The organism is Amycolatopsis sp. NPDC054798 (assembly GCF_053611505.1).
In genome coordinates, this window is the sequence record NZ_JBSHAM010000025.1 from 82,783 (window position 1) to 101,259 (window position 18,477).

The 18,477-nt window shown below is 69.7% G+C and carries 15 protein-coding genes; 6 read left to right on the forward strand and 9 right to left on the reverse strand.

Features of this window, described 5'->3' with window-relative positions:
- Nucleotides 1–38: 38 nt before the first annotated feature.
- From ACWGIC_RS17985 to ACWGIC_RS18000, 4 genes are all read right to left on the reverse strand, one after another.
- Nucleotides 39–1,340, reverse strand: coding sequence for a hypothetical protein (locus ACWGIC_RS17985; protein ID WP_452077055.1), 1,302 nt, complete (start codon nt 1,338–1,340; stop codon nt 39–41).
- A gap of 235 nt (nt 1,341–1,575) precedes the next feature.
- Nucleotides 1,576–2,946 carry a cystathionine beta-synthase gene (locus tag ACWGIC_RS17990; protein ID WP_452077056.1) on the reverse strand — a complete coding sequence of 457 codons (1,371 nt, stop codon included), beginning with the start codon at nt 2,944–2,946 and terminating at the stop codon, nt 1,576–1,578.
- 120 nt (nt 2,947–3,066) lie between these two features.
- The gene (locus tag ACWGIC_RS17995; protein WP_452077057.1) at nt 3,067–3,195 is read right to left on the reverse strand and encodes a hypothetical protein; all 129 of its coding nucleotides are present in this window, start codon (nt 3,193–3,195) and stop codon (nt 3,067–3,069) included.
- 68 nt (nt 3,196–3,263) lie between these two features.
- The gene (locus tag ACWGIC_RS18000) at nt 3,264–4,178 is read right to left on the reverse strand and encodes a pentapeptide repeat-containing protein (RefSeq protein ID WP_452077058.1); all 915 of its coding nucleotides are present in this window, start codon (nt 4,176–4,178) and stop codon (nt 3,264–3,266) included.
- A gap of 120 nt (nt 4,179–4,298) precedes the next feature.
- Here ACWGIC_RS18000 and ACWGIC_RS18005 point away from each other — a divergent pair, with 120 nt between their 5' ends.
- Nucleotides 4,299–5,519, forward strand: a complete 1,221-nt coding sequence (locus tag ACWGIC_RS18005) for an acetyl-CoA C-acetyltransferase (protein ID WP_452077059.1) — start codon at nt 4,299–4,301, stop codon at nt 5,517–5,519.
- 60 nt (nt 5,520–5,579) lie between these two features.
- On the opposite strand, the gene ACWGIC_RS18010 is transcribed toward ACWGIC_RS18005, so the two are convergent.
- A complete protein-coding gene (locus ACWGIC_RS18010) occupies nt 5,580–6,053 on the reverse strand; it encodes a MarR family winged helix-turn-helix transcriptional regulator (protein WP_452077060.1) in 474 nt (157 codons plus the stop codon).
- A 51-nt stretch (nt 6,054–6,104) separates the two neighbouring features.
- Here ACWGIC_RS18010 and ACWGIC_RS18015 point away from each other — a divergent pair, with 51 nt between their 5' ends.
- Complete coding sequence (locus ACWGIC_RS18015) at nt 6,105–7,478, forward strand: MFS transporter (protein ID WP_452077061.1); 1,374 nt, start codon at nt 6,105–6,107, stop codon at nt 7,476–7,478.
- Between the two features lie 50 nt (nt 7,479–7,528).
- Here the strand turns inward: ACWGIC_RS18015 and ACWGIC_RS18020 are convergent, their stop codons facing one another.
- The 4 genes from ACWGIC_RS18020 to ACWGIC_RS18035 all read right to left on the reverse strand — a co-directional run bounded on the left by ACWGIC_RS18020 (nt 7,529) and on the right by ACWGIC_RS18035 (nt 12,297).
- Entirely contained in the window at nt 7,529–9,058 is a 1,530-nt protein-coding gene (locus tag ACWGIC_RS18020; protein ID WP_452077062.1) for a DHA2 family efflux MFS transporter permease subunit, read from the reverse strand.
- A gap of 185 nt (nt 9,059–9,243) precedes the next feature.
- Nucleotides 9,244–10,521 (reverse strand): YeeE/YedE family protein, encoded by a 1,278-nt coding sequence (locus tag ACWGIC_RS18025; protein WP_452077063.1) that lies wholly within the window; start codon nt 10,519–10,521, stop codon nt 9,244–9,246.
- Between the two features lie 151 nt (nt 10,522–10,672).
- A complete protein-coding gene (locus ACWGIC_RS18030; RefSeq protein ID WP_452077064.1) occupies nt 10,673–11,290 on the reverse strand; it encodes an LppU/SCO3897 family protein in 618 nt (205 codons plus the stop codon).
- A 146-nt stretch (nt 11,291–11,436) separates the two neighbouring features.
- On the reverse strand, nt 11,437–12,297 hold the full coding sequence (locus ACWGIC_RS18035; protein ID WP_452077065.1) for a Bax inhibitor-1/YccA family protein: 861 nt from the start codon (nt 12,295–12,297) through the stop codon (nt 11,437–11,439).
- Between the two features lie 318 nt (nt 12,298–12,615).
- On the opposite strand from ACWGIC_RS18035, the gene ACWGIC_RS18040 reads away from it, so the two are divergent.
- The 4 genes from ACWGIC_RS18040 to ACWGIC_RS18055 all read left to right on the forward strand — a co-directional run bounded on the left by ACWGIC_RS18040 (nt 12,616) and on the right by ACWGIC_RS18055 (nt 18,390).
- The gene (locus tag ACWGIC_RS18040) at nt 12,616–14,115 is read left to right on the forward strand and encodes an MSCRAMM family protein (protein WP_452077066.1); all 1,500 of its coding nucleotides are present in this window, start codon (nt 12,616–12,618) and stop codon (nt 14,113–14,115) included.
- A gap of 19 nt (nt 14,116–14,134) precedes the next feature.
- Complete coding sequence (locus tag ACWGIC_RS18045; RefSeq protein ID WP_452077067.1) at nt 14,135–14,848, forward strand: class F sortase; 714 nt, start codon at nt 14,135–14,137, stop codon at nt 14,846–14,848.
- 239 nt (nt 14,849–15,087) lie between these two features.
- Entirely contained in the window at nt 15,088–17,079 is a 1,992-nt protein-coding gene (locus tag ACWGIC_RS18050) for an SDR family oxidoreductase (RefSeq protein WP_452077068.1), read from the forward strand.
- Between the two features lie 120 nt (nt 17,080–17,199).
- Nucleotides 17,200–18,390, forward strand: a complete 1,191-nt coding sequence (locus ACWGIC_RS18055; RefSeq protein ID WP_452077069.1) for a cell division protein DivIVA — start codon at nt 17,200–17,202, stop codon at nt 18,388–18,390.
- Nucleotides 18,391–18,477: the final 87 nt, after the last annotated feature.

An 18,477-nucleotide genomic window follows, 5' to 3' on the forward strand; every position in this document is an offset into this window, starting at 1 on the left:
TCGTGAGACGGAGGCGCCCTTCGCGGAGATTCAGCGGCTCACCACTGCTGCGGCGGCTGCTGCTGGCCCGGCTGGCCGTAGCCAGGAGGCGGCTGCTGCCCGCCCGGCGGCGGGTACTGGCCCGGCTGGCCGTAACCCGGCTGCTGCGGCGGCTGGCCGTAGCCCGGCTGCTGGCCCGGCTGGCCGTAGCCGGGAGGCGGCTGCTGCCCGAAGCCCTGCTGCGGGAAGCCTCCGCTGCCCGTGTTCGGGCCGCCCGGCTGCGGGAAGCCCCCGCTGTTCGGGTTCGGTCCGCCCGGAGGCGGGAAACCGCCGGACTGCGGCTGGCCGAAGCCCGGCTGTCCGCCGCCGAAACCGCCCGGCTGCTGCGGGCCGCCGGGACCGCCCTGGCCGCCCTGGGACGAACCGAGGCCGACGTACTGCGAGGTGGCCGGGATGACCGCGACCACGCCGATGATCAGGATGATGATGCCGAGGATCAGCGTCAGCATGCCGCCGCCGCTCGTCGCGCTGGAGCTGCCGCCGTACTTGTCGGCGAACGAGCTGCTGACCGAGGTCCCGGACTTCGCCAGGATCGAGAACAGCAGCAGCAGGACGCCGCCGACGAGCACGCCGATCGGGGCCAGCTTGCGCATCACGGCCGCGCGCGAGGCGAGCGCCAGCGCGACACCGCCGGCCAGCGCGACCACCGCGCCGACGAGGATCATGATCACGTAGAACCACAGCGTGCCCGGCGAGGCGAGACCGGCCTCGTCGAACAGCTTCTGGTACCGGCTCGAGCTGTCGTACAGCTTCGAGTAGTCGCTGGTGTCGCTCATGTAGCTGAACGAGACGATCAGCGCGATCAGGCCGAGCACCGCGGTGACGCCGCCGGCGATGTAGCCGTACAGCGCGTTGCCGCCGCCGCTCGCGGGCGCGGCGGACGCGCCGAACGGGGCGGGCTGGCCGAAGCCCTGCGGACCCGGCTGGCCGTACGCGCCCTGCGGCGGGGCGCCGAAGCCGCCCTGGTCGAAACCGCCCGGCTGGCCGAAGCCCTGCGGCGGCTGACCCGGCTGCCCGGGCTGACCCTGCTGGCCGAAGCCCTGCGGGGCGCCGAAACCGGCGACCGCGGCCGGGTTGTCCGCCGCGCTCGGCGGCGGGGCGTACGGGATGTTCTGCGGCTGCTGGCTCGGCGGGACCAGCTGCGTCGACTCGGCGTTGCCCTCGGCGCTCACCGGGTTCACCACCTGGGTGGCGTTCGAGTCAGCCGGCTGGCCGGGCTGCACGACCTGCGTCGGCTCCGGGGTGTCGCCGAACGCGCCGCCGCCCTGTGCGGGCTGCTGCGGCTGGCCCGGCTGGACCACCTGGGTCGGCTCCGACGCTCCGAAGGGACTGTCCTGTTGCGGTGTAGGACCACTCGACGGGCCCTGCGGCGGCTGCTGTCCGCCGTCCCAGGGCTGGTTCGGTGGCTGCGGAGCACTCATGTGGGTCTTGAACCCCCTTGACGAGGACGCGAAAAAGTTCTATTCGGCCGTAACGCTATCGGATGCCCGGTCAGGACGCGCGCAGACGCCCCGGCCGGAACCCGTGAGCTTCGGCCTACCGGCCCGCGAGGAACGCGAGCAAATCGTGCCTGGTGACGACGCCCGCCGGCTTGCCGTCGATCAGCACCAGCGCGCCGTCGGCCCCTTCGAGCGCCTTCATCGCGGCGCTCACCTGCTCGCCGGCCCCGATCGTGGGCAGCGGCGGCGACATGTGCGTTTCGAGCCGGTCGGCGAGCTGTGCCTTGCCGGTGAACAGCGCGTCGAGCAGATCGCGCTCGTTGACCGCGCCGACCACCTCGGCGGCCATCACCGGCGGTTCCGCGCTGACGACGGGCATCTGGCTCACGCCGAATTCCGCCAGGATGGCCACTGCTTCGGCGACCGTCTCGTTCGGATGCGAGTGCACGAGGCTGGGCAGCGCACCGGACTTGCGGGTGAGCACGTCGCCGACGGTCCCGCCGGACGAGTCCGGCGGGAGGAAGCCGTAGGACGACATCCAGGCGTCGTTGAAGACCTTGGTGAGGTAGCCGCGGCCGCCGTCGGGCAGCAGCACGACCACCACGTCGTCCTCGGTGAGGCCCTCGGCCAGCCTCAGCGCGGCGGCCACGGCCATCCCGCACGAACCGCCGACCAGCAGGCCTTCCTCGGTCGCGAGCCGGCGCGTGATCTCGAAGGAGTGCGCGTCGCTGATCGGGATGATCTGGTCCGCGACGTTCCGGTCGTAGGTTTCCGGCCAGAAATCCTCGCCGACGCCCTCGACCAGATACGGCCGTCCGGTGCCGCCGGAGTACACCGAGCCCTCGGGATCAGCCCCGACGACCTGGACGCGGCCGTCGCTGACCTCCTTCAGGTACTTGCCGGTGCCGGAGATCGTGCCGCCGGTGCCGACACCCGCGACGAAGTGGGTGATCTTGCCGTCGGTCTGCCGCCAGAGCTCCGGGCCGGTGGAGTGGTAGTGGCTGGCCGGGTTCTCCGGGTTGGCGTACTGGTTGGGCTTCCAGGCGCCCTCGATCTCGCGCACGAGCCGGTCGGACACGTTGTAGTAGGAGTCGGGATGCTCAGGCGCGACCGCGGTCGGGCACACGACGACGCGGGCGCCGTACGCGCGCAGCACGTTCCGCTTGTCCTCGCTCACCTTGTCCGGGCAGACGAAGACGCACTGGTAGCCCTTGCGCTGGGCGACCATGGCGAGCCCGACGCCGGTGTTGCCCGAGGTGGGCTCGACGATCGTGCCGCCAGGGCGCAGCTCTCCGGAGGCCTCGGCGGCCTCGATCATCCGCAGCGCGATCCGGTCCTTCACGCTGCCGCCCGGGTTGACGTACTCGACCTTGGCGAGCACGAGCGGCTTGAGCCCCCGCGTAAGCGAATTCAGCTTGACCAGCGGGGTGTTGCCCACGAGGTCCACGATGTGTTCTGCGTACTCCACGCGACCAGCCTAAACAGCCGGGCCCCTGACGGGCTAGCGCGGGACCGGCTGGCGGTCTCCGGGTGCGCGTCGGTGCCACGGGCGGCGCCAGGCGAGGTCAGGCCTCCCCCGGCGCGGACCTCAGGCAGCCACCAAGCCGCGCGTCGGCACCGGGGTCGGCCCGAGGGCCGCCGCACGCCGATCCGTGATCCCGTCCCGGAGATCCGTCCCGGCCCGCAGTGCCATGCAGTACCGCGTAAGGGTTGCCATGACCGGGTCACCTCCTGAATAGGGATCCTCTTCTTGTCGACTCTTCACGGATCCTAGTGGTTCCGCCGTTATTCCGGAACGCCCGAAGGAATGAGCCGGAGCCATCCGTCGTCGCCGCGCTCTTCGGCCCAGCCGGGCGGCCAGGTGCGTTTGTACCCGGGCTTCGCGAGCGCTCCGGCCAGCCGGGCTTTCGAGTTCACCCCGAATTCCGCGTGCTCCTCGAACTTCGTGCCGCGGAAGACGTCGTGCTCGCCGCCGAAGACGGTGCTGCGGAAATCCGCGCGGTTGCGGAAGGTGGCTTCGTGAAAATCGGCTTTGGTGCGGAATTCCGTACCGCGAAAGGTCGCGGTTTCCGTAAATTCGGTCTGATAACAGACAATGGAACGGATTCGGCAGTGCGTGAGAGTCAGCGCGACGAGCGTGGCTCCGGAGAAGTCGAGGTCGATGTCCGGCCAGTACGACCCGAGCGGTTCCTCGCCGCTGCCCGTACGCAGATGCAGCATCAGGATCCGCTGCGCGGCCTTGCGCACCTGCACCTCTTCGACGGTCCCGTCCAGTGGCATCCGCAGGTACGCGCAGAGGACGTTGACGATGGTCTGCCGCTGCTCCGGGTAGTCCTGGGCGAGCCGTTCGAGGGCGTACAGCCCGGCCAGCCGGACCGGGGCCTTGTCGTTGCCGAGCTGGTCGGCGGCCTTGCCGTACATCTCGGTGATCCGGCGCTGGGTGGCGTCGTGATCTTTCTGTTCGAGGTCCAGTTCCGCGGACCGCTGGCGGCGCGCGGCGAGCAGGAGCGCGGCCGCGCCACCAGTGCCGACGACGATGCTCGAGGCCGTGCGCAGCGCGTCGAGCCGCGACGAATCGGCCGGGGTCCCGCCGCCGAGCAGCCACAGCAGCAGCGCCGCCGCGACGGCCGCAAGCAGGACGATGCCGGTCCCCCACCACGCGATCGTGCGCGTGGACAACACCCGGTTGCGCTCTGTCACGGCAGAAATCCTCCCACGGGCGCAAGGTGGTGCATGTCGCCTTCGGCTTTCGGACGGCCGCCGGACGCGGCAAGATGGTGAGCAACCGCTTAGTGCCGCCGACCCGAGGATGTGTCTGTCATGCCCGAAGCTGTCATCGTCTCCACCGCCCGCTCCCCGATCGGCCGCGCCGGGAAGGGCTCGCTGGTCGGGATGCGCCCGGACGACCTGGCCGTGCAGATGGTGCGCGCGGCGCTGGACAAGGTGCCCCAGCTGGACCCGGCCGACATCGACGACCTGATGCTCGGCTGCGGCCTGCCCGGCGGCGAGTCCGGCTTCAACATGGGCCGCGCGGTGGCCGTCGAACTCGGCTACGACCACCTGCCCGGCTGCACGATCACCCGGTACTGCTCCTCCAGCTTGCAGACCACCCGGATGGCGCTGCACGCGATCAAGGCCGGCGAGGGCGACGTCTTCGTCTCGGCGGGCGTCGAGACCGTGTCGCGGTTCGCGAACGGCAGCTCCGACTCCTGGCCGGACACGCACAACCCGCTGTTCGCCGACGCCGAGGCGCGCACCAAGGCCACCGCCGAGTCCGGCGCGGACAGCTGGCAGGACCCGCGCGAGAACGGGCAACTCCCGGACGTCTACATCGCGATGGGCCAGACCGCGGAGAACCTCGCGCGGCTCAAGGGCATCACCCGCGAGGAGATGGACGAGTTCGGCGTGCGGTCGCAGAACCTCGCCGAGAAGGCCATCGCGGACGGCTTCTGGGCCAAGGACATCACGCCGGTCACGCTGCCGGACGGCACGGTCGTGTCGAAGGACGACGGGCCGCGCGCGGGCGTCACGCTCGAGGGCGTGTCCGGGCTGAAGCCGGTCTTCCGCCCCGATGGCCGGATCACCGCGGGCAACTGCTGCCCGCTCAACGACGGCGCGGCGGCCGTCGTGATCATGTCCGACACGAAGGCGCGCGAGCTGGGCCTGACGCCGCTGGCGCGCGTCGTGTCCACCGGCGTCACCGGGCTTTCGCCGGAGATCATGGGCTACGGCCCGGTCGAGGCGTCGAAGCAGGCGCTGTCCCGCGCCGGTCTGTCCATTTCGGACATCGACCTGGTCGAGATCAACGAGGCGTTCGCCGCGCAGGTCATCCCGTCCTACCGCGACCTCGGCATCGACCTCGACCGGCTGAACGTCAACGGCGGCGCGATCGCGGTCGGCCACCCGTTCGGCATGACCGGCGCGCGGATCACCTCGACGCTGATCAACTCCCTGCAGCACCACGACAAGCAGTTCGGCCTCGAGACGATGTGCGTCGGCGGCGGCCAGGGCATGGCGATGGTGCTGGAGCGGCTTTCCTGAGTTTCCGGCAACGAAAAGGGCCGCCCGCGAGCGCAATGCGGGCGGCCCTTTTCGGGTCCGTCAACGGTCGAGCTGGCTCTCCAGGCGGAGCAGGTAGCCCGCGAACCGGTGCCGGTCGGCAGGCGGCCAGTCGGCGGTCAGCTCGTCGAACGTCTGACGCTGCCATCGGTGGGATCCGGCTAGCAGTTCGCGACCGGTCTCGGTGAGCTGGAGCGAAGCGCGGCGGCGGTCCTGACCCGAGGTGTCCCGGACGAGATACCCGGCTGCGGTGGCGTCTCGGACCATGCGGCTGGCTCCGGAGTGATCGAGGCTCAGGTGGTCCGCGACGGTCGCGACGGTGACCTCGCCAGTGCGCGCGCTGGCGGTGTCGACCGCCTCGACGGCGAGGATGTGCTGCACGTGCCGCATTTCGCCGGTGAGTTCGTTGGAGGTGCGCAGAATCCACCGCCGCGACCAGTACCGGACCAGCCGGAACAGGGCGGGCCCGGCTTCGGAAAGGGGCGCGCTCGCGGACTTGTCGTTGGAGGCGGTCATCCCGGCACCCTACCTTGACTACATGCGATACGCACACATAACGTGTGCGATATGCATACATTTTCGCGGCTGGCTCACAGCCGCACCGCCGCGTTCGCCGCGCTCCTGACGGGGATGCTCATGGCGGCGCTGGACACCAACGTGGTCGTCGCGGCGTTGCCGTCGATCGGTGCCGACCTGGGGAATCCGGGTGCGGTGGGCGGCGTCACCGCGGCGTATTTGCTGGCAGTCGCGGTGGCCACCCCGGTGCACGGGAGTCTTGGCGACCGCTGGGGCCGGCGGAGGATGTTCGTCGGCTCGGTGGCGGTCTTCGCGGTCGCTTCGCTCGGATGCGCGCTGGCGCCGAACCTGACCGCTCTAATCGTTTTGCGCGCGGTGCAGGGGCTTGGCGGCAGCGGGTTGATCGTCGCCGCGGTCGCCGCGATGGCCGAACTGTTCGACCGGACGGAAATGGTGCGCAGGCAAGGTTGGCTGACCGCGGTGTTCGCGGTGTCCTCGATCGGCGGCGCTCCGTCGGGCGGGCTGCTGGCGGCCAGCGCGGGGTGGCCGTCGATCTTTCTGGTCAATCTCCCGGTCAGCGTTCTGGCGCTGGCGCTGGGAATCGGGTCGGTGCCGGGCAAGCGTGACCGTGCTGAGCGACGCGGGTTCGATGTGACCGGCGCGTTTCTGGTCGCGATGGTCGGCGGCAGCATCGTCGTTCTGGGCAGCAGCGACTCGCTCGCCCGCAATCCGGTGGCAGCGCCGTTGCTGATCGCGGTCGCGCTCGCAGGAACGGTGGCGTTCGTCCGGGTCGAACGGCGCGCCGCGGCTCCGTTCGTTCCGCTCAGGTTGTTCGCCGACCCCGCTGTGGCCCGTGCAGTCGTGGTCACTTTGCTGACCGGCGTGGCGTTGTTCGGCAGCTTCACCTACGTGCCGTTGGCCATCGGCGGCGAAAACCCCGCCGCCACGGGCTTTCTGTTGCTGCCCATGAGTATCGGACAGGTGGTGGTCACCAGCGGGTTCGCGCTGCTGGCTCGACGGTGGCCGCGCGTCACTGCGTGGGGAAGGCTCGGCCTCGTCCTCGGCGTCGTGGGATTGCTCTGCACAGCTTTGCTTCCGCTGCTGGGACCGGGCGGGTTGCGCTTGCTGGCCGTGGTGGCCGGGTTGGCGTGCAACGGTGCCGCGCTCGGACTGTCTATGCAGGCCTACACATTGCTCGCGCAGTCCATAGTGCCGAAGGACATTCTCGGGGCCGGAATGGCGACACTGACCTTCGCCCGCCAGATCGGCGGATCGCTGGGCATCGCGGTGTTCGGGTGGATCACGCTGGTGATCGACAACAGCGCGGCGTTGCCGATCGTGTTCCTTCTGGCCGCCGCGGCACTGCTGGCCGGGGTGCTCCTCGCGCCCCGAGCCGCGCACGACCCAGTCTCGGTGTCCCCATAGAAAAGGGCCGCCCGCGAGCGCAACGCGGGCGGCCCTTTCTCCTGAACGCGTCAGTGCATCAGCACCGGCGGAGCGACCTCGCCGGATTCCTCCTCGGCCGCCACGCGCTTCTTCGGCAGGAAGAACGCGGGCACCAGGCACAGCACCAGCAGGACCGTTCCCCACAGGAACGTCGTCGCGAACGACTCGCCCGCCAAACCGGCCGCGGCGTCGTGGGTCGCCGGGTTCATCGTGGCCGCGGTGGCGACCAGCTGGCCCTGGCTCGTCGGCACGCCGAACTTCCCGGCGAGCAGCGCCGCCAGGATGATCGACATCACCGCGGACCCGATCGCGCCCGCGGTCTGCTGCAGGATGTTCGTCGCGGTCGAGGCTTTCGCCATGTCCTTGGACTGCAACGTCTGCAGCGCGGCCGAGGTGATCGGCATCATCGTGCAGCCCATGCCGATGCCCATCACGAACAGCGCCGCCATCAGCTGCCAGTACGGCGTGGTCGCGCTGACCTGCGTGAACACCACCATGGCCAGCGCGATCAGGACCAGGCCGGGCAGCACGATCCGGCGCGGCGCGATCTTGTCGGCGAGCCGTCCGGTGACCGGCATCGCCAGCATCGCGCCGAGGCCCTGCGGGGCCAGCAGAAGACCCGCGTTCAGCGCGGACTCGCCGCGCACCAGCACGAAATACGTGGGCAGCAACAGCATCGCGCCGAAGAACCCGACGCAGAACACCGCCATGGTGATCATCGCGACCGAGAACGACCGGTTGCGGAACAGCTTCAGGTCGATCAGCGGGTGCTCCATGGTCCGCGCCCGCAGCACGAAGGCGACCAGCAGCGCGAGCCCGGCCAGCGCGGGCAGCCACACCTCGACGTCGGCGACGGTGCCGGTGGACGGAATCCGGGAGACGCCGAAGATCAGCGCGGCCAGTCCCGGCGACACCATCAGCATGCCGAGGAAGTCGAAGCGGTTGCCCGGCTCCGGGTTGTCCTTCGGCAGCAGGCGAAGCGCGAGCAGGAAGGCGATCAGCCCGATCGGGACGTTGATGTAGAAGATCCAGCGCCAGCTCACCGAATCGACCAGCCAGCCGCCGAGGATCGGGCCGCAGATCGGGCCGAGCAGCATCGGCACGCCGAGCACGGCCATCACCCGGCCGATCCGGTGCGGGCCCGCCGCGCGGGTCAGGATCGTCATGCCCGCCGGCATCAGCATGCCGCCGCCGAGGCCCTGCACGACGCGGAACGCGATCAGCGATTCGACGTTCCAGGCGAGCCCGGCCAGCATCGAGCCGACCAGGAAGGTGCCGATCGCGAGCAGGTACAGCCGTTTCGTGCCGAACCGGTCGGACGCCCATCCGGTGACCGGGATGACCGTCGCCAGCGCCAGCATGTAGCCGGTCGCGACCCACTGGATGGTGTCGAAGGACGTGGTGAACTGAATGGTGAGTTTCTGAAGCGCGACGTTGACCACGGTGGTGTCGAGGATCGCCATGATGGCGCCGAGCACCACCACGGAAGCGACCTTCAGCACTCCCCGGTCGAGTTTGTCACCGGCCCCCGGCGCGGCCGGAGTCGCTGGTGCGGACATGCGGAACCCCATCTGCTAGTGGTGAAGCGCAAGCCCGCGGCGCGACAATTACGACCGCGGTTCCCCCTTGCGCGCGCTCCACACTAGCCGGGCGGCAAGCGGCGACGCAGCCTATTTCGGTTGCGAATGAAATACGTGGGGACTTTTCGCACACTCACGATGACCTGCGAAAAGTCCCCCTTGCCTCAGCAGATACTGTCCGTGCGCGCAGGGTTGCCCAAACCGAACAACGGCCGCAGTTTCAGCCCGATCCAGGTGCCGAAAAGCGCGAACGCGCCCCACAGCCAGCCGTGCAGGCTGCCGACGGAAATGCCGCCGAGGTAGGCGCCGATATTGCAGCCGCCCGCCAGCCGCGCGCCGATGCCCATCAGGATTCCGCCGAGAATCGCGGCGACGGCGGTGCGCCACGGGATCGAGCTGTGGATCTTCCACGCGCCCGCGGCCGCGGCGGCGACGAACGCGCCGATCATGATGCCGATGTCGGTGAGGCTCGTTTTGTCCTGCCAGATCGGCTTGGACAGCGACGTCGCGTTCGCCTTCAGCTGCCAGAATTCCCACTGCTCCGGGTGCAGTCCGAACACCTGGAGAATTTTCGCGCCCCACAAGCTGAACGCGCTCGTAACACCCCAGATGCCGCCGGAAACCAGGTACACCGCCCCGGCCAGCACGCCGAGCACCACCGCCCCGACGAGAATCGGCCAGGAGCCGCGGAAAATCCGGGCGAACCCGCGCGCGGTGGGCACCGTGTCGACCGGCGGCGGGACCCGGCGCTTCTGCACCAGCCGGGTCGCGAAGACGATCGCGACGAGGACCACGATCGTGATCGCCCACGAGCCGAACCAGCCGACGTGGTCCGACAGCAGAACTCCGGAAACCTGCGGCCAGCCGGTGAAAAGCGGGTAACCCCAGGTGTAGAGGACCGAGCCGGCGATGAAACCGCCGAGGGTCAGCACGATCGTCGACTGCCCGGCCCCGACCGCGAACAGCGTCCCGGACGCGCACGCGCCGCCGAGCTGCATGCCGATCGCGAACAACGTGGCCCCGGCGAACAACGCGAGCCCGATCGGACCGACGTTCGAGACCGGCACCGGCTTGCTTCCGAAGAGGCCCGCGCCGGTGCCGCAGATGAGGGCGATGAGCGTCGCGGCCGTGCCGAGCAGGAGGGTGTGCGCGCGGAGGCCCTGCCCGTTGCCGACGGCGATCAGCTGCCGCCAGGCGGAGGTGAAACCGAAGCGGGAGTGGAAAAGCGCGAGTCCGAGCAGCAGCCCGAGTACGAGCAGGACCCCGAACTTCGCGCCGTGCGCGGCCCAGACGTAGCCGGTCAGCCCGACCGCGAGCACCGCGGCGACGGCGAGCGGAACGATCTTGACCGGCTCTTCCGGTTTGGGTGCCGGAGCCTCGCAGGAGGTCGGGAAGTCGAGCAGTTTTCGCTCGTCGACAGGGGAATCGGTGGTCGCCACCACGTCTCCTGGGGGTGTCGGGGATCAACGGGGTCCGCCCGGCGGCGGGCGGCGATCCACGTTAGGTCCGCGCGAGCGCCGGACGCAGCCTGTCCCACAGAGTGCGACGAACGGCCGAAACCGGGCGTCCGGACGGCCCCTTTGTACCGCCCCGTCAGCTCTTGACGCAGATGACTTCCTCCGGCTCGGAGTACGAACGAGCAGAGGTCGAACCACTGCCGTCGCACGCCGAACGGTCCGTCGTGCCGGTCACCAGCTTGACGATTTCCGCGTTCTTCCGCGGATCGGTGCACGGGACCTTCTGGTAGGTCGTCGTGGCGGGTTCGAGTCCGGACAGGCAATCCCCTTGCTGCACATTGGGAATGAGGCAGAGCACGCGCCGGTTCTTGCCGCCGGTGGTGTAGCGGTAGTAGTCCCCGCGCGGGCACCTGTCGCCCCGGTTCGGGCGAGCGACCGCGACCCTCACGTTCGCCCCCGGGTCAGCGCAGTCGATGGACCTCATCGCGGTGGACGAACCGGACTTCTCGATGTGCATGCAGTCGCTCGCGTGAACGTTGCTGGTCGAGTTGCCGAATGTGAAGAAGCCGATGACGACCCCCGCCGCCACGACCACCACCGCGACGGCGATCAGCACCACGGTCCTGGTCGGGAACTTGCGCTTCGGGCCCGGCTGAGGCGGCATCCCGCCCGGGCCGTAGTGCTGCTGAAACGGCGACGGGCCGTTCTGTCCGTAGCCCTGCTGCGGTCCGTGCCCGTGCGGCGGAACGCTCACCTGATGCCTCGCAAACCCGAAAGAAAGATTCCGACCGGGCACATCCAACACGACCGCCGCGGGGGCTCGCAGCGGTACGGGGCAGAAAAACAGAAAAGGCGCTCCGCGTAACGCGGAGCGCCCCTTCCAGGAAACCTGTGCGACGGCTAGTCGCGCAGGTAGTACAGCAGACGCAGGATCTCGAGGTACAGCCACACCAGCGTGGTCATCAGGCCGAAGGCGGCGTACCAGGCCCACTTCGACGGCATGCCGGCGCGGATCATCTTGTCGGCCTGGTCGAAGTCGAGCAGGAAGCTGAACGCGGCGATGCCGATGACCACCAGGCTGAAGACGATGGCCAGCGGGCTGCCGTCGCGCAGCGGGTTGAAGCCGAAGAACACCGCGGTGATCAGGTTGACCAGCATCAGGATGGCCACACCGGCGACCGCGCCGACGATCCACTTGGTGAGCTTCGGCGTGACCTTCACCGCGCCGGTCTTGTAGACGACCAGCATCGCGACGAACACGCCCGCGGTGCCGATGAGCGCCTGCAGGGCGATGCCCGGCAGGAACAGTTCGATCATGCCGCTGAGCGCACCGAGGAACAGGCCCTCGGCACCGGAGTAGACGAGCGTGAGCGGACCGCTCGGCTTCTGCTTGAAGATGATCACGAGCGAGACGACGAGGCCCACCACGAGCCCGCCGATCAGCGCGCCGAGAAGCGGACCGCTCGGCGAAAGCTTGCCGACGGAGTCGCGCACGAGCTGGGTCTGCGCCCAGATCGCGGTGAGCACGCCGACGACGAGCGCGACGCCGAGCGACATGCCGGTCTTGACGACGACGTCGTCGACCGTCATCGGACGGTCGGCGGAGGCGGTACCCATCTGGCCAGGGCCGTAACCCGGGACGCCACCTTGGCCCTGCGGCTGGCCGTAGGGCTGGTCGAAGCCGACGTTCGGCCCGTACTGCCCGGTCGCGGCCGCGCCGCGCGGGAGCTTGCGGAACGCCGGGTTGCTGCTGGAACGCACCTGTCCTCCTGGACTTTCTGGCACCTTGCATCGGGTTCAACGACCGCGGCGGCCCGCTGGTTCCCGTCGGGTAAAGCCAATTTTACTCATCACCCGCACGGGTGGGCGACCCCCGTTACGGCCACCGTAGGCGATGAAGGTCACGACCGTTCACCGCAGGTCACCCGATGGTCTCTAGACAACCCCCATGGTGACCCGCGAACCTTCACCTCGCGTGTCCGGGAAGTGACCGAACGCGCGTCGGGGAGTTGTTCGATCAGGTGAACTGCGAGGACGCCGTTCAGGCGACGGCAGGCACGTCGAAGGAGCCAACACACCATGGGGTGGATCTCACGCCCGCGCGCTCGCTGGCGCGCGGCCACCGGGCTGGTCGCGACCGCACTGCTCGGCGCACTCTCCGTAACCGCGCTGGGGGCCGCCCCGGCCTCGGCCGACGACCCTCCTAAGCCCAAGGAACACATCGGGCACACGGTCACTCTCGCGAACGAGCACACGGACTGGCTTGGCACTTACCAGGTGAACGGCAAGGACGTGTTCTGCGTCAGCTTCCACCTGAAGGCGCCGAACAGCAACGAGGCGTACAAGCCGGGCGACGAACTTCTGACGAAGTGGGGCACGAAGCTGCCCGCCGACGTCGCGGCCAACATCTCGTACCTGCTGCTGCGCTATGGCAATACCCAAAACAACGACGAGGCCGCCGCGCTGGCGCATCTGCTCCACTCGTGGACCGCCCCATCGCGCACGCCCGGCGACACCGACCCGAGCCTGCCCAAGAAGGACGTCGCCTATCCCGAGGCCGACTACTTCGGATATCTCAAGAAGGCTTCCCAGGCCGCGGCCGACGACGTGACCAAGATGAAGGCTGAGGCCGAAGCCAACCGCGGCCCGTGGACCGCGTCGGTGACCGCGCCGAAGGGAGACCAGCACCTCGGCCAGCCCGCGAACTGGACCGTCACGGTGAAGAACTCCAAGGGCAAAGGCATCCCGGACGTTCCGGTGAAGCTGACCGCCACTGACGGGACTATCGGCCAAGCGGACAAGCAGGCGGCCACGGAGAAGGCGTCCGACTCTTCGTCCGGCAACTCCGCGCCGCAGGCCGCGCAGAAAGACACGACGCTGAAGACCGATGCGAACGGCACGGTCACGGTGAAGGTCACGCCTACCGGCGACCAGCCGAAGCTCGTCGCATCGTTGTCCGCACCGGCGGACAAGCCGGTCGTGCAGAACCCGGTCGACCGCAACGGCGAAGTGCAAAACGTTGTGGGCACCGGCGGTGAAAAGCAACTGACCGCCCAAGGCGTTGTCGCCGTGGCGAAGCCCGGCAAGGTTCAGGTCACCAAGACCGACGCCAAGACCGGCAAGGGCATCGGCGGCGCGACGCTGCGGATCACCGGCAAGGACCGCAAGAGCGCGGCCACCAGCCAGGACGGCAAGGCGCTCACCGGTCCGGACGGGCAGCCCGCGGTGGTCACCACCAGCGGCGAAAACGGCACCGCGACCGTCGAGAACCTGCTGGCCCCGCAGGAGGTCTGCGTGGTCGAGGTGAACGCGCCGCCGGGTTACACCAACGCGTTCGACCCGAACAACCCGCCCGCCGCGTGCGGGTCGCTGCAGCCGGGCGGCACACTTGCGCTGACTGTGGCCAACACGCCGAACGAGGTGCCGCACGCGATTCCCGCCGGCGACCTGCCGGTGACGATGGCGAAGGGCACCGTCGAAACGAGCTTCTCCACGGCTGGCATCGCGGGTCTCGCGGCGCTGGTGCTCGTCGGATCGGCGCTGGTCGGGTTCGCCGCTCGGCGGTCGGCGCGGCGGTAATCGAAAGCAGCAAGGGCACATGAGCGGAAAAGGACGGCTGATCGGCGGGTTCGTGCTCGGCGCGGCAAGCGTGCTGGCAGTGGAACTCGCGACGGTCGTGATCAGTTCGCCGCCGACGACGGTGGTGGCCGGGAGCGCGTCCCCGGTCGCCGCCGCCGTACCGGCCGCTTCCCCGCAGCAGCTGGCTCCCGCGCCGCCGCCGTCGAGCAGTTCGGCGGCACCGCCGCCCAGCAGTTCAGCGGCAGCGCCGCCCGCCGCGCCCGCGGAGCATCGGCAAGCTCCGGAGCCGGGACCGCAGGCGCCGGGCACGATCCGGCTGCCGGGCGGCGGGACCGCGACGATGGTGCGCCAGGATCTCGGGCCGGGCAACACGCTGCCGGTGCCGTCGAACATCGGCCAGGCGGCGTGGTGGGGCGCGGAGCTGGAAGCGGTCAGCGGCGCGAGCGTGTTCGCGGGCCACGTGAACTGGCGCGGGGCGACCGGGCCGTTCTCGGAGCTGTGGAGCGAGCGCATCGGCGGCGTGGTGACGATCGTGGACCGCGCGGGCAAGACGAGCCGGTACCGGATTTCCCAGCTGGTCACCGTGCACAAGAACGATCTGCCGAGCCGCGCCGACGATCTTTTCGGGCAGGCCGGTCCGCACCGGGTGGTTCTGGTGACCTGCGGCGGGCGCTGGATCGGCGGGAGCGACGGATACGAGGAGAACCGCGTGGTGATCGCGGACCCGGCGTAAAGGTCCGCGACGCCCGCGCGAGGGGTCCCCTCGTGCCCCGGAAAACCTGCGCGAGGAGACCCTTCGCGCAGGTTTTCCGTCTTCTCCCGCCGCGCAAAAACCCGCCGCCACCTGCTGACCCCGGTCGCGAAGCTAAGTTACTTGCGGGTAACATCACCCTGCCGCGTTGTGGTCAGGGCGGCGTCCATGCAGCAGAATGCCCATGGGTTCAGGCGGCGGCACGGCGGAGGGTGATGGAGATGGCGACGTTCTTGGTGACAGGCGCGACCGGGTTGATCGGGCGCCAGGTCACCCGGCAGCTGCTCACCCGGCCGGACGTGGAGCGGGTCGCGCTCGTGGTGCGCGCGTCGTCGCGGGAGAAGCTGGCCGCGCTCGTCGACGGATGGCCGCATCCGGACCGCGTCACGCTCGTGACCGGCGACCTCGGCGAACCGCTGATGGGAGTGTCCGAAGCGGACCGGGAGACGCTGCGCGGCGTCGACCACGTCATCCACCTCGCCGCCCTTTACGACCTCACCGCCGACGACGAAACCAGCATCCGGGCCAATGTGGAGGGCACGCAGAACGTCCTCGACCTCGCCGCGGACCTGAACGCCGGCTGCCTGCACCACGTTTCGTCGGTCGCCGTCGCCGGGGACCACGAAGGACTGTTCACCGAGGACATGTTCGACGTGGGCCAGCGGCTCATCACGCCGTACCACCGCACCAAATTCGAGGCCGAGAAGCTCGTCCGGGAACAGCACGAGGTGCCGTGGCGGGTGTACCGGCCCGCGGTCGTGGTCGGCGATTCGCAGACCGGCGAGATGGACAAGATCGACGGCCCGTACTACCTCTTCCCCGCGATCAGCAGGCTCGCCGGGCTGCCCGACCTCCCGACCGCGGGCCCGGATCTGGGCGACACCAACGTGGTTCCGGTCGACTACGTCGCGAAGGCCCTGCTGGAACTGGTCACCACGCCGGGTCTCGACGGCCGCGCCTTCCACCTCGTGAACCCCGAACCGCAGCCGGTGGTGTCGGTCTACAACGCGTTCGCCCGTGCCGCCGGGGCGCCGACGATCACCGTGCAGCTCGGCGACAAGGTGTCGAAGGGAATCGTCGGGCTGGTCAAGCTCAGCGAGCACATTCCCGGGTTCACCATCGCCCGCGACGCGGTGCTGGAGCGGCTCGGCATTCCGCCGGTGCTGCTGGAAACGATGGCCTTCCCCTCGGTGTTCGCTTCGGCGGAAACGCGAAAGGCGCTGGCCGGCAGCGGCGTGGAGGTGCCCCGGCTCGAGGAGTACGCCCCGACGCTGTGGCGTTACTGGCGCGAACACCTCGACCCGTTCCGCGCGCGCAAGCACGGCCCGCGCGGCGAACTGGACGGCCGCCGGGTGATCATCACCGGCGCGTCGTCGGGCATCGGGCGGGCCACCGCGCTGAAGGTCGCCGCGGCCGGCGGGGTGCCGCTGCTGGTCGCGCGCCGGCAGCACGAACTGGAAGAAGTGCGGGACGAGATCATCGCGGCCGGCGGCACCGCGTCGGTGTACCCGGCGGACCTCACCGACGAGGATTCGGTGCGCAAGGCGGTGGACGCGATGCTCTCCGAACACGGCCGGATCGACATGCTCGTGAACAACGCCGGCCGGTCGATCCGGCGGTCGATCAAGCTGTCGTACGACCGGATGCACGACTACGAGCGCGCGATGGCGATCAACTACTTCGGCGCGGTGCGGCTGATCCTGGCGGTCCTCCCGCACATGTCGGAGCGGAAATTCGGGCACATCGTGAACGTTTCGTCGATCGGCGTGCAGGGAATCGCGCCGCGGTTCTCCGCCTATGCCGCGTCGAAGGCCGCGCTCGACTACTTCTCCCGGATCGCGGCGACCGAAACGCACGGCGACGGGATCACCTTCACCACCATCCACATGCCGCTCGTGCGCACGCCGATGATCCGGCCGACGAAGATCTACGACGCCTTCCCGACGAAATCGCCGGAGCAGGCGGCGGACATGGTGCTGAAAGCGCTGATCCAGCGGCCCAAGCACATCGGCACCCCGGCGGGCCAGGCGATCGGGCTGACCTACACGCTCGCGCCGGGGCTCACCGACGCGATCGCGTACCAGGGTTTCCGGATTTTCCCGGACTCCGCGGCGGCGGGCGGCAGCGGGAAACTGAAGATCGGGCGGGGCGAAAAACACCTGTCGCGCGCGGCGATGGCGCTGGCCCGGCTGTCGCGCGGGTTCCACTGGTAGTGACGGCTTCGCGCGGCGGGTGAGGCCGTTCAGGCGAGATCGCCGCGCAGAATCGACCCGGGGCGGTGATTCACCACTCCTGGCGGCACGCACGCCAGGTGCGCGGGTACGGTCGTGGGCATGGTTCCCGAGCGAGACAACGGCCTCCTCCCGCTGCGGCGCGAGTACACCGAAGCCTGGCGCGGCTTCGACCGCAACGAGGTGCGGCAGTACCTCGACCACCTCGAAGGTCAGCTGCACCGGCTGATCACCGACCGCGACGCGGCGGCCTCGCAGGTCGCCACGCTGTCGCGGGAACTCGAGGCGACGCGCGGCGAGGTGTCGAAGCTGCAGGCCCGGGTCGAAGAGCTGTTGAAGCCGCCGGAGCGTCTTGAGGACCTGGACGAGCGGATGCAGCGCACCGTCACGCTCGCGCAAGCGCGGGCCGAGGAGATCACCAAGCGCGCGCAGGTGGCGGCCGAGAAGCACTGGGCGTCGTCGACGGAGGCGTCCACGAAGCTGCGCGAGCGCTACCACCGCTTGGTCGAGGAACTGGACAAGCAGGCCGAAGCGCTGCACTCGGAGCACGAGGCCGCGCTGAAGGAAACCCGCGCCGAAGTGCAGCGGCTGACGGTCGAGGCGGCGCAGCGCCGGGAACTCCTCGACAACGAAGCCGAGCGCAAGCGCCGCAAGATCGAGCGCGACTTCGACGCGAAGATCACCGCCGAGCGCACCGCGCACGAAAAGCTGATCGCCGACCAGCGCACGGCCAGCAAAAACCAGGCCGAACGCCGCATCGCGGAAGCCACCGCGGAGGCGACCCGCCGCGTCGAGGAGGCGACGGCGGAGGCCAAGCGCCGTCTCGACGAGGCGACCACGCAGGCGGCGCAGCGCACCACCGCGGCGGCGCGCAAGGTCGAGCGGCTGGCCGAGATCCGCGAACAGGCCCGCAAGAACCTGGCGATGGCGGACGAGGTCCTCGGCCGGAGCGAAGGTCTGCTGACGGCGCTGCCGTCGGAATCGGTGCTGCCCGCCGCGTCGAAGCTGGTGGGCGGCGACGACCCGGCCAAGCCGGACCCGTCGCCGGGGCCGGTCGAGACGAAGGCCGCGCCGTCGCCCAAGCCGAAGGCCGGGAACGGTTCCGCCGCGAAGTCCACGACGGGGAACGGCGCGTCGGCGAAGGGCGGAAACGGCGGGTCGGCGGAAAGCGCGGCGGGGAACGGCGCGAAGTCCGGCAACGGCTCGGCGGGGAACGGCTCGAAGAGCGAGACCGGCTCGAACGGGAACGGCGCGAAGTCTCAGCCGCAGACGGCGGGCAAGCCGAGCAGCTGAGCCACGGCGCGCAGAGCCGGGGCACTGGAACCAAGTCCGTGAAGGGCTCCTTGAGGGAATCTGATTCCCTCAAGGAGCCCTTCACGG

Bases quoted from the DNA above. Each gene is read 5' to 3' on its own strand.
- ACWGIC_RS17995 (WP_452077057.1), bottom strand. From the start codon at position 3,195: ATGGCAACCCTTACGCGGTACTGCATGGCACTGCGGGCCGGGACGGAT.
- ACWGIC_RS18005 (WP_452077059.1), top strand. From the start codon at position 4,299: ATGCCCGAAGCTGTCATCGTCTCCACCGCCCGCTCCCCGATCGGCCGC.
- ACWGIC_RS18010 (WP_452077060.1), bottom strand. From the start codon at position 6,053: ATGACCGCCTCCAACGACAAGTCCGCGAGCGCGCCCCTTTCCGAAGCC.
- ACWGIC_RS18015 (WP_452077061.1), top strand. From the start codon at position 6,105: ATGCATACATTTTCGCGGCTGGCTCACAGCCGCACCGCCGCGTTCGCC.
- ACWGIC_RS18020 (WP_452077062.1), bottom strand. From the start codon at position 9,058: ATGTCCGCACCAGCGACTCCGGCCGCGCCGGGGGCCGGTGACAAACTC.
- ACWGIC_RS18040 (WP_452077066.1), top strand. From the start codon at position 12,616: ATGGGGTGGATCTCACGCCCGCGCGCTCGCTGGCGCGCGGCCACCGGG.
- ACWGIC_RS18045 (WP_452077067.1), top strand. From the start codon at position 14,135: ATGAGCGGAAAAGGACGGCTGATCGGCGGGTTCGTGCTCGGCGCGGCA.
- ACWGIC_RS18050 (WP_452077068.1), top strand. From the start codon at position 15,088: ATGGCGACGTTCTTGGTGACAGGCGCGACCGGGTTGATCGGGCGCCAG.
- ACWGIC_RS18055 (WP_452077069.1), top strand. From the start codon at position 17,200: ATGGTTCCCGAGCGAGACAACGGCCTCCTCCCGCTGCGGCGCGAGTAC.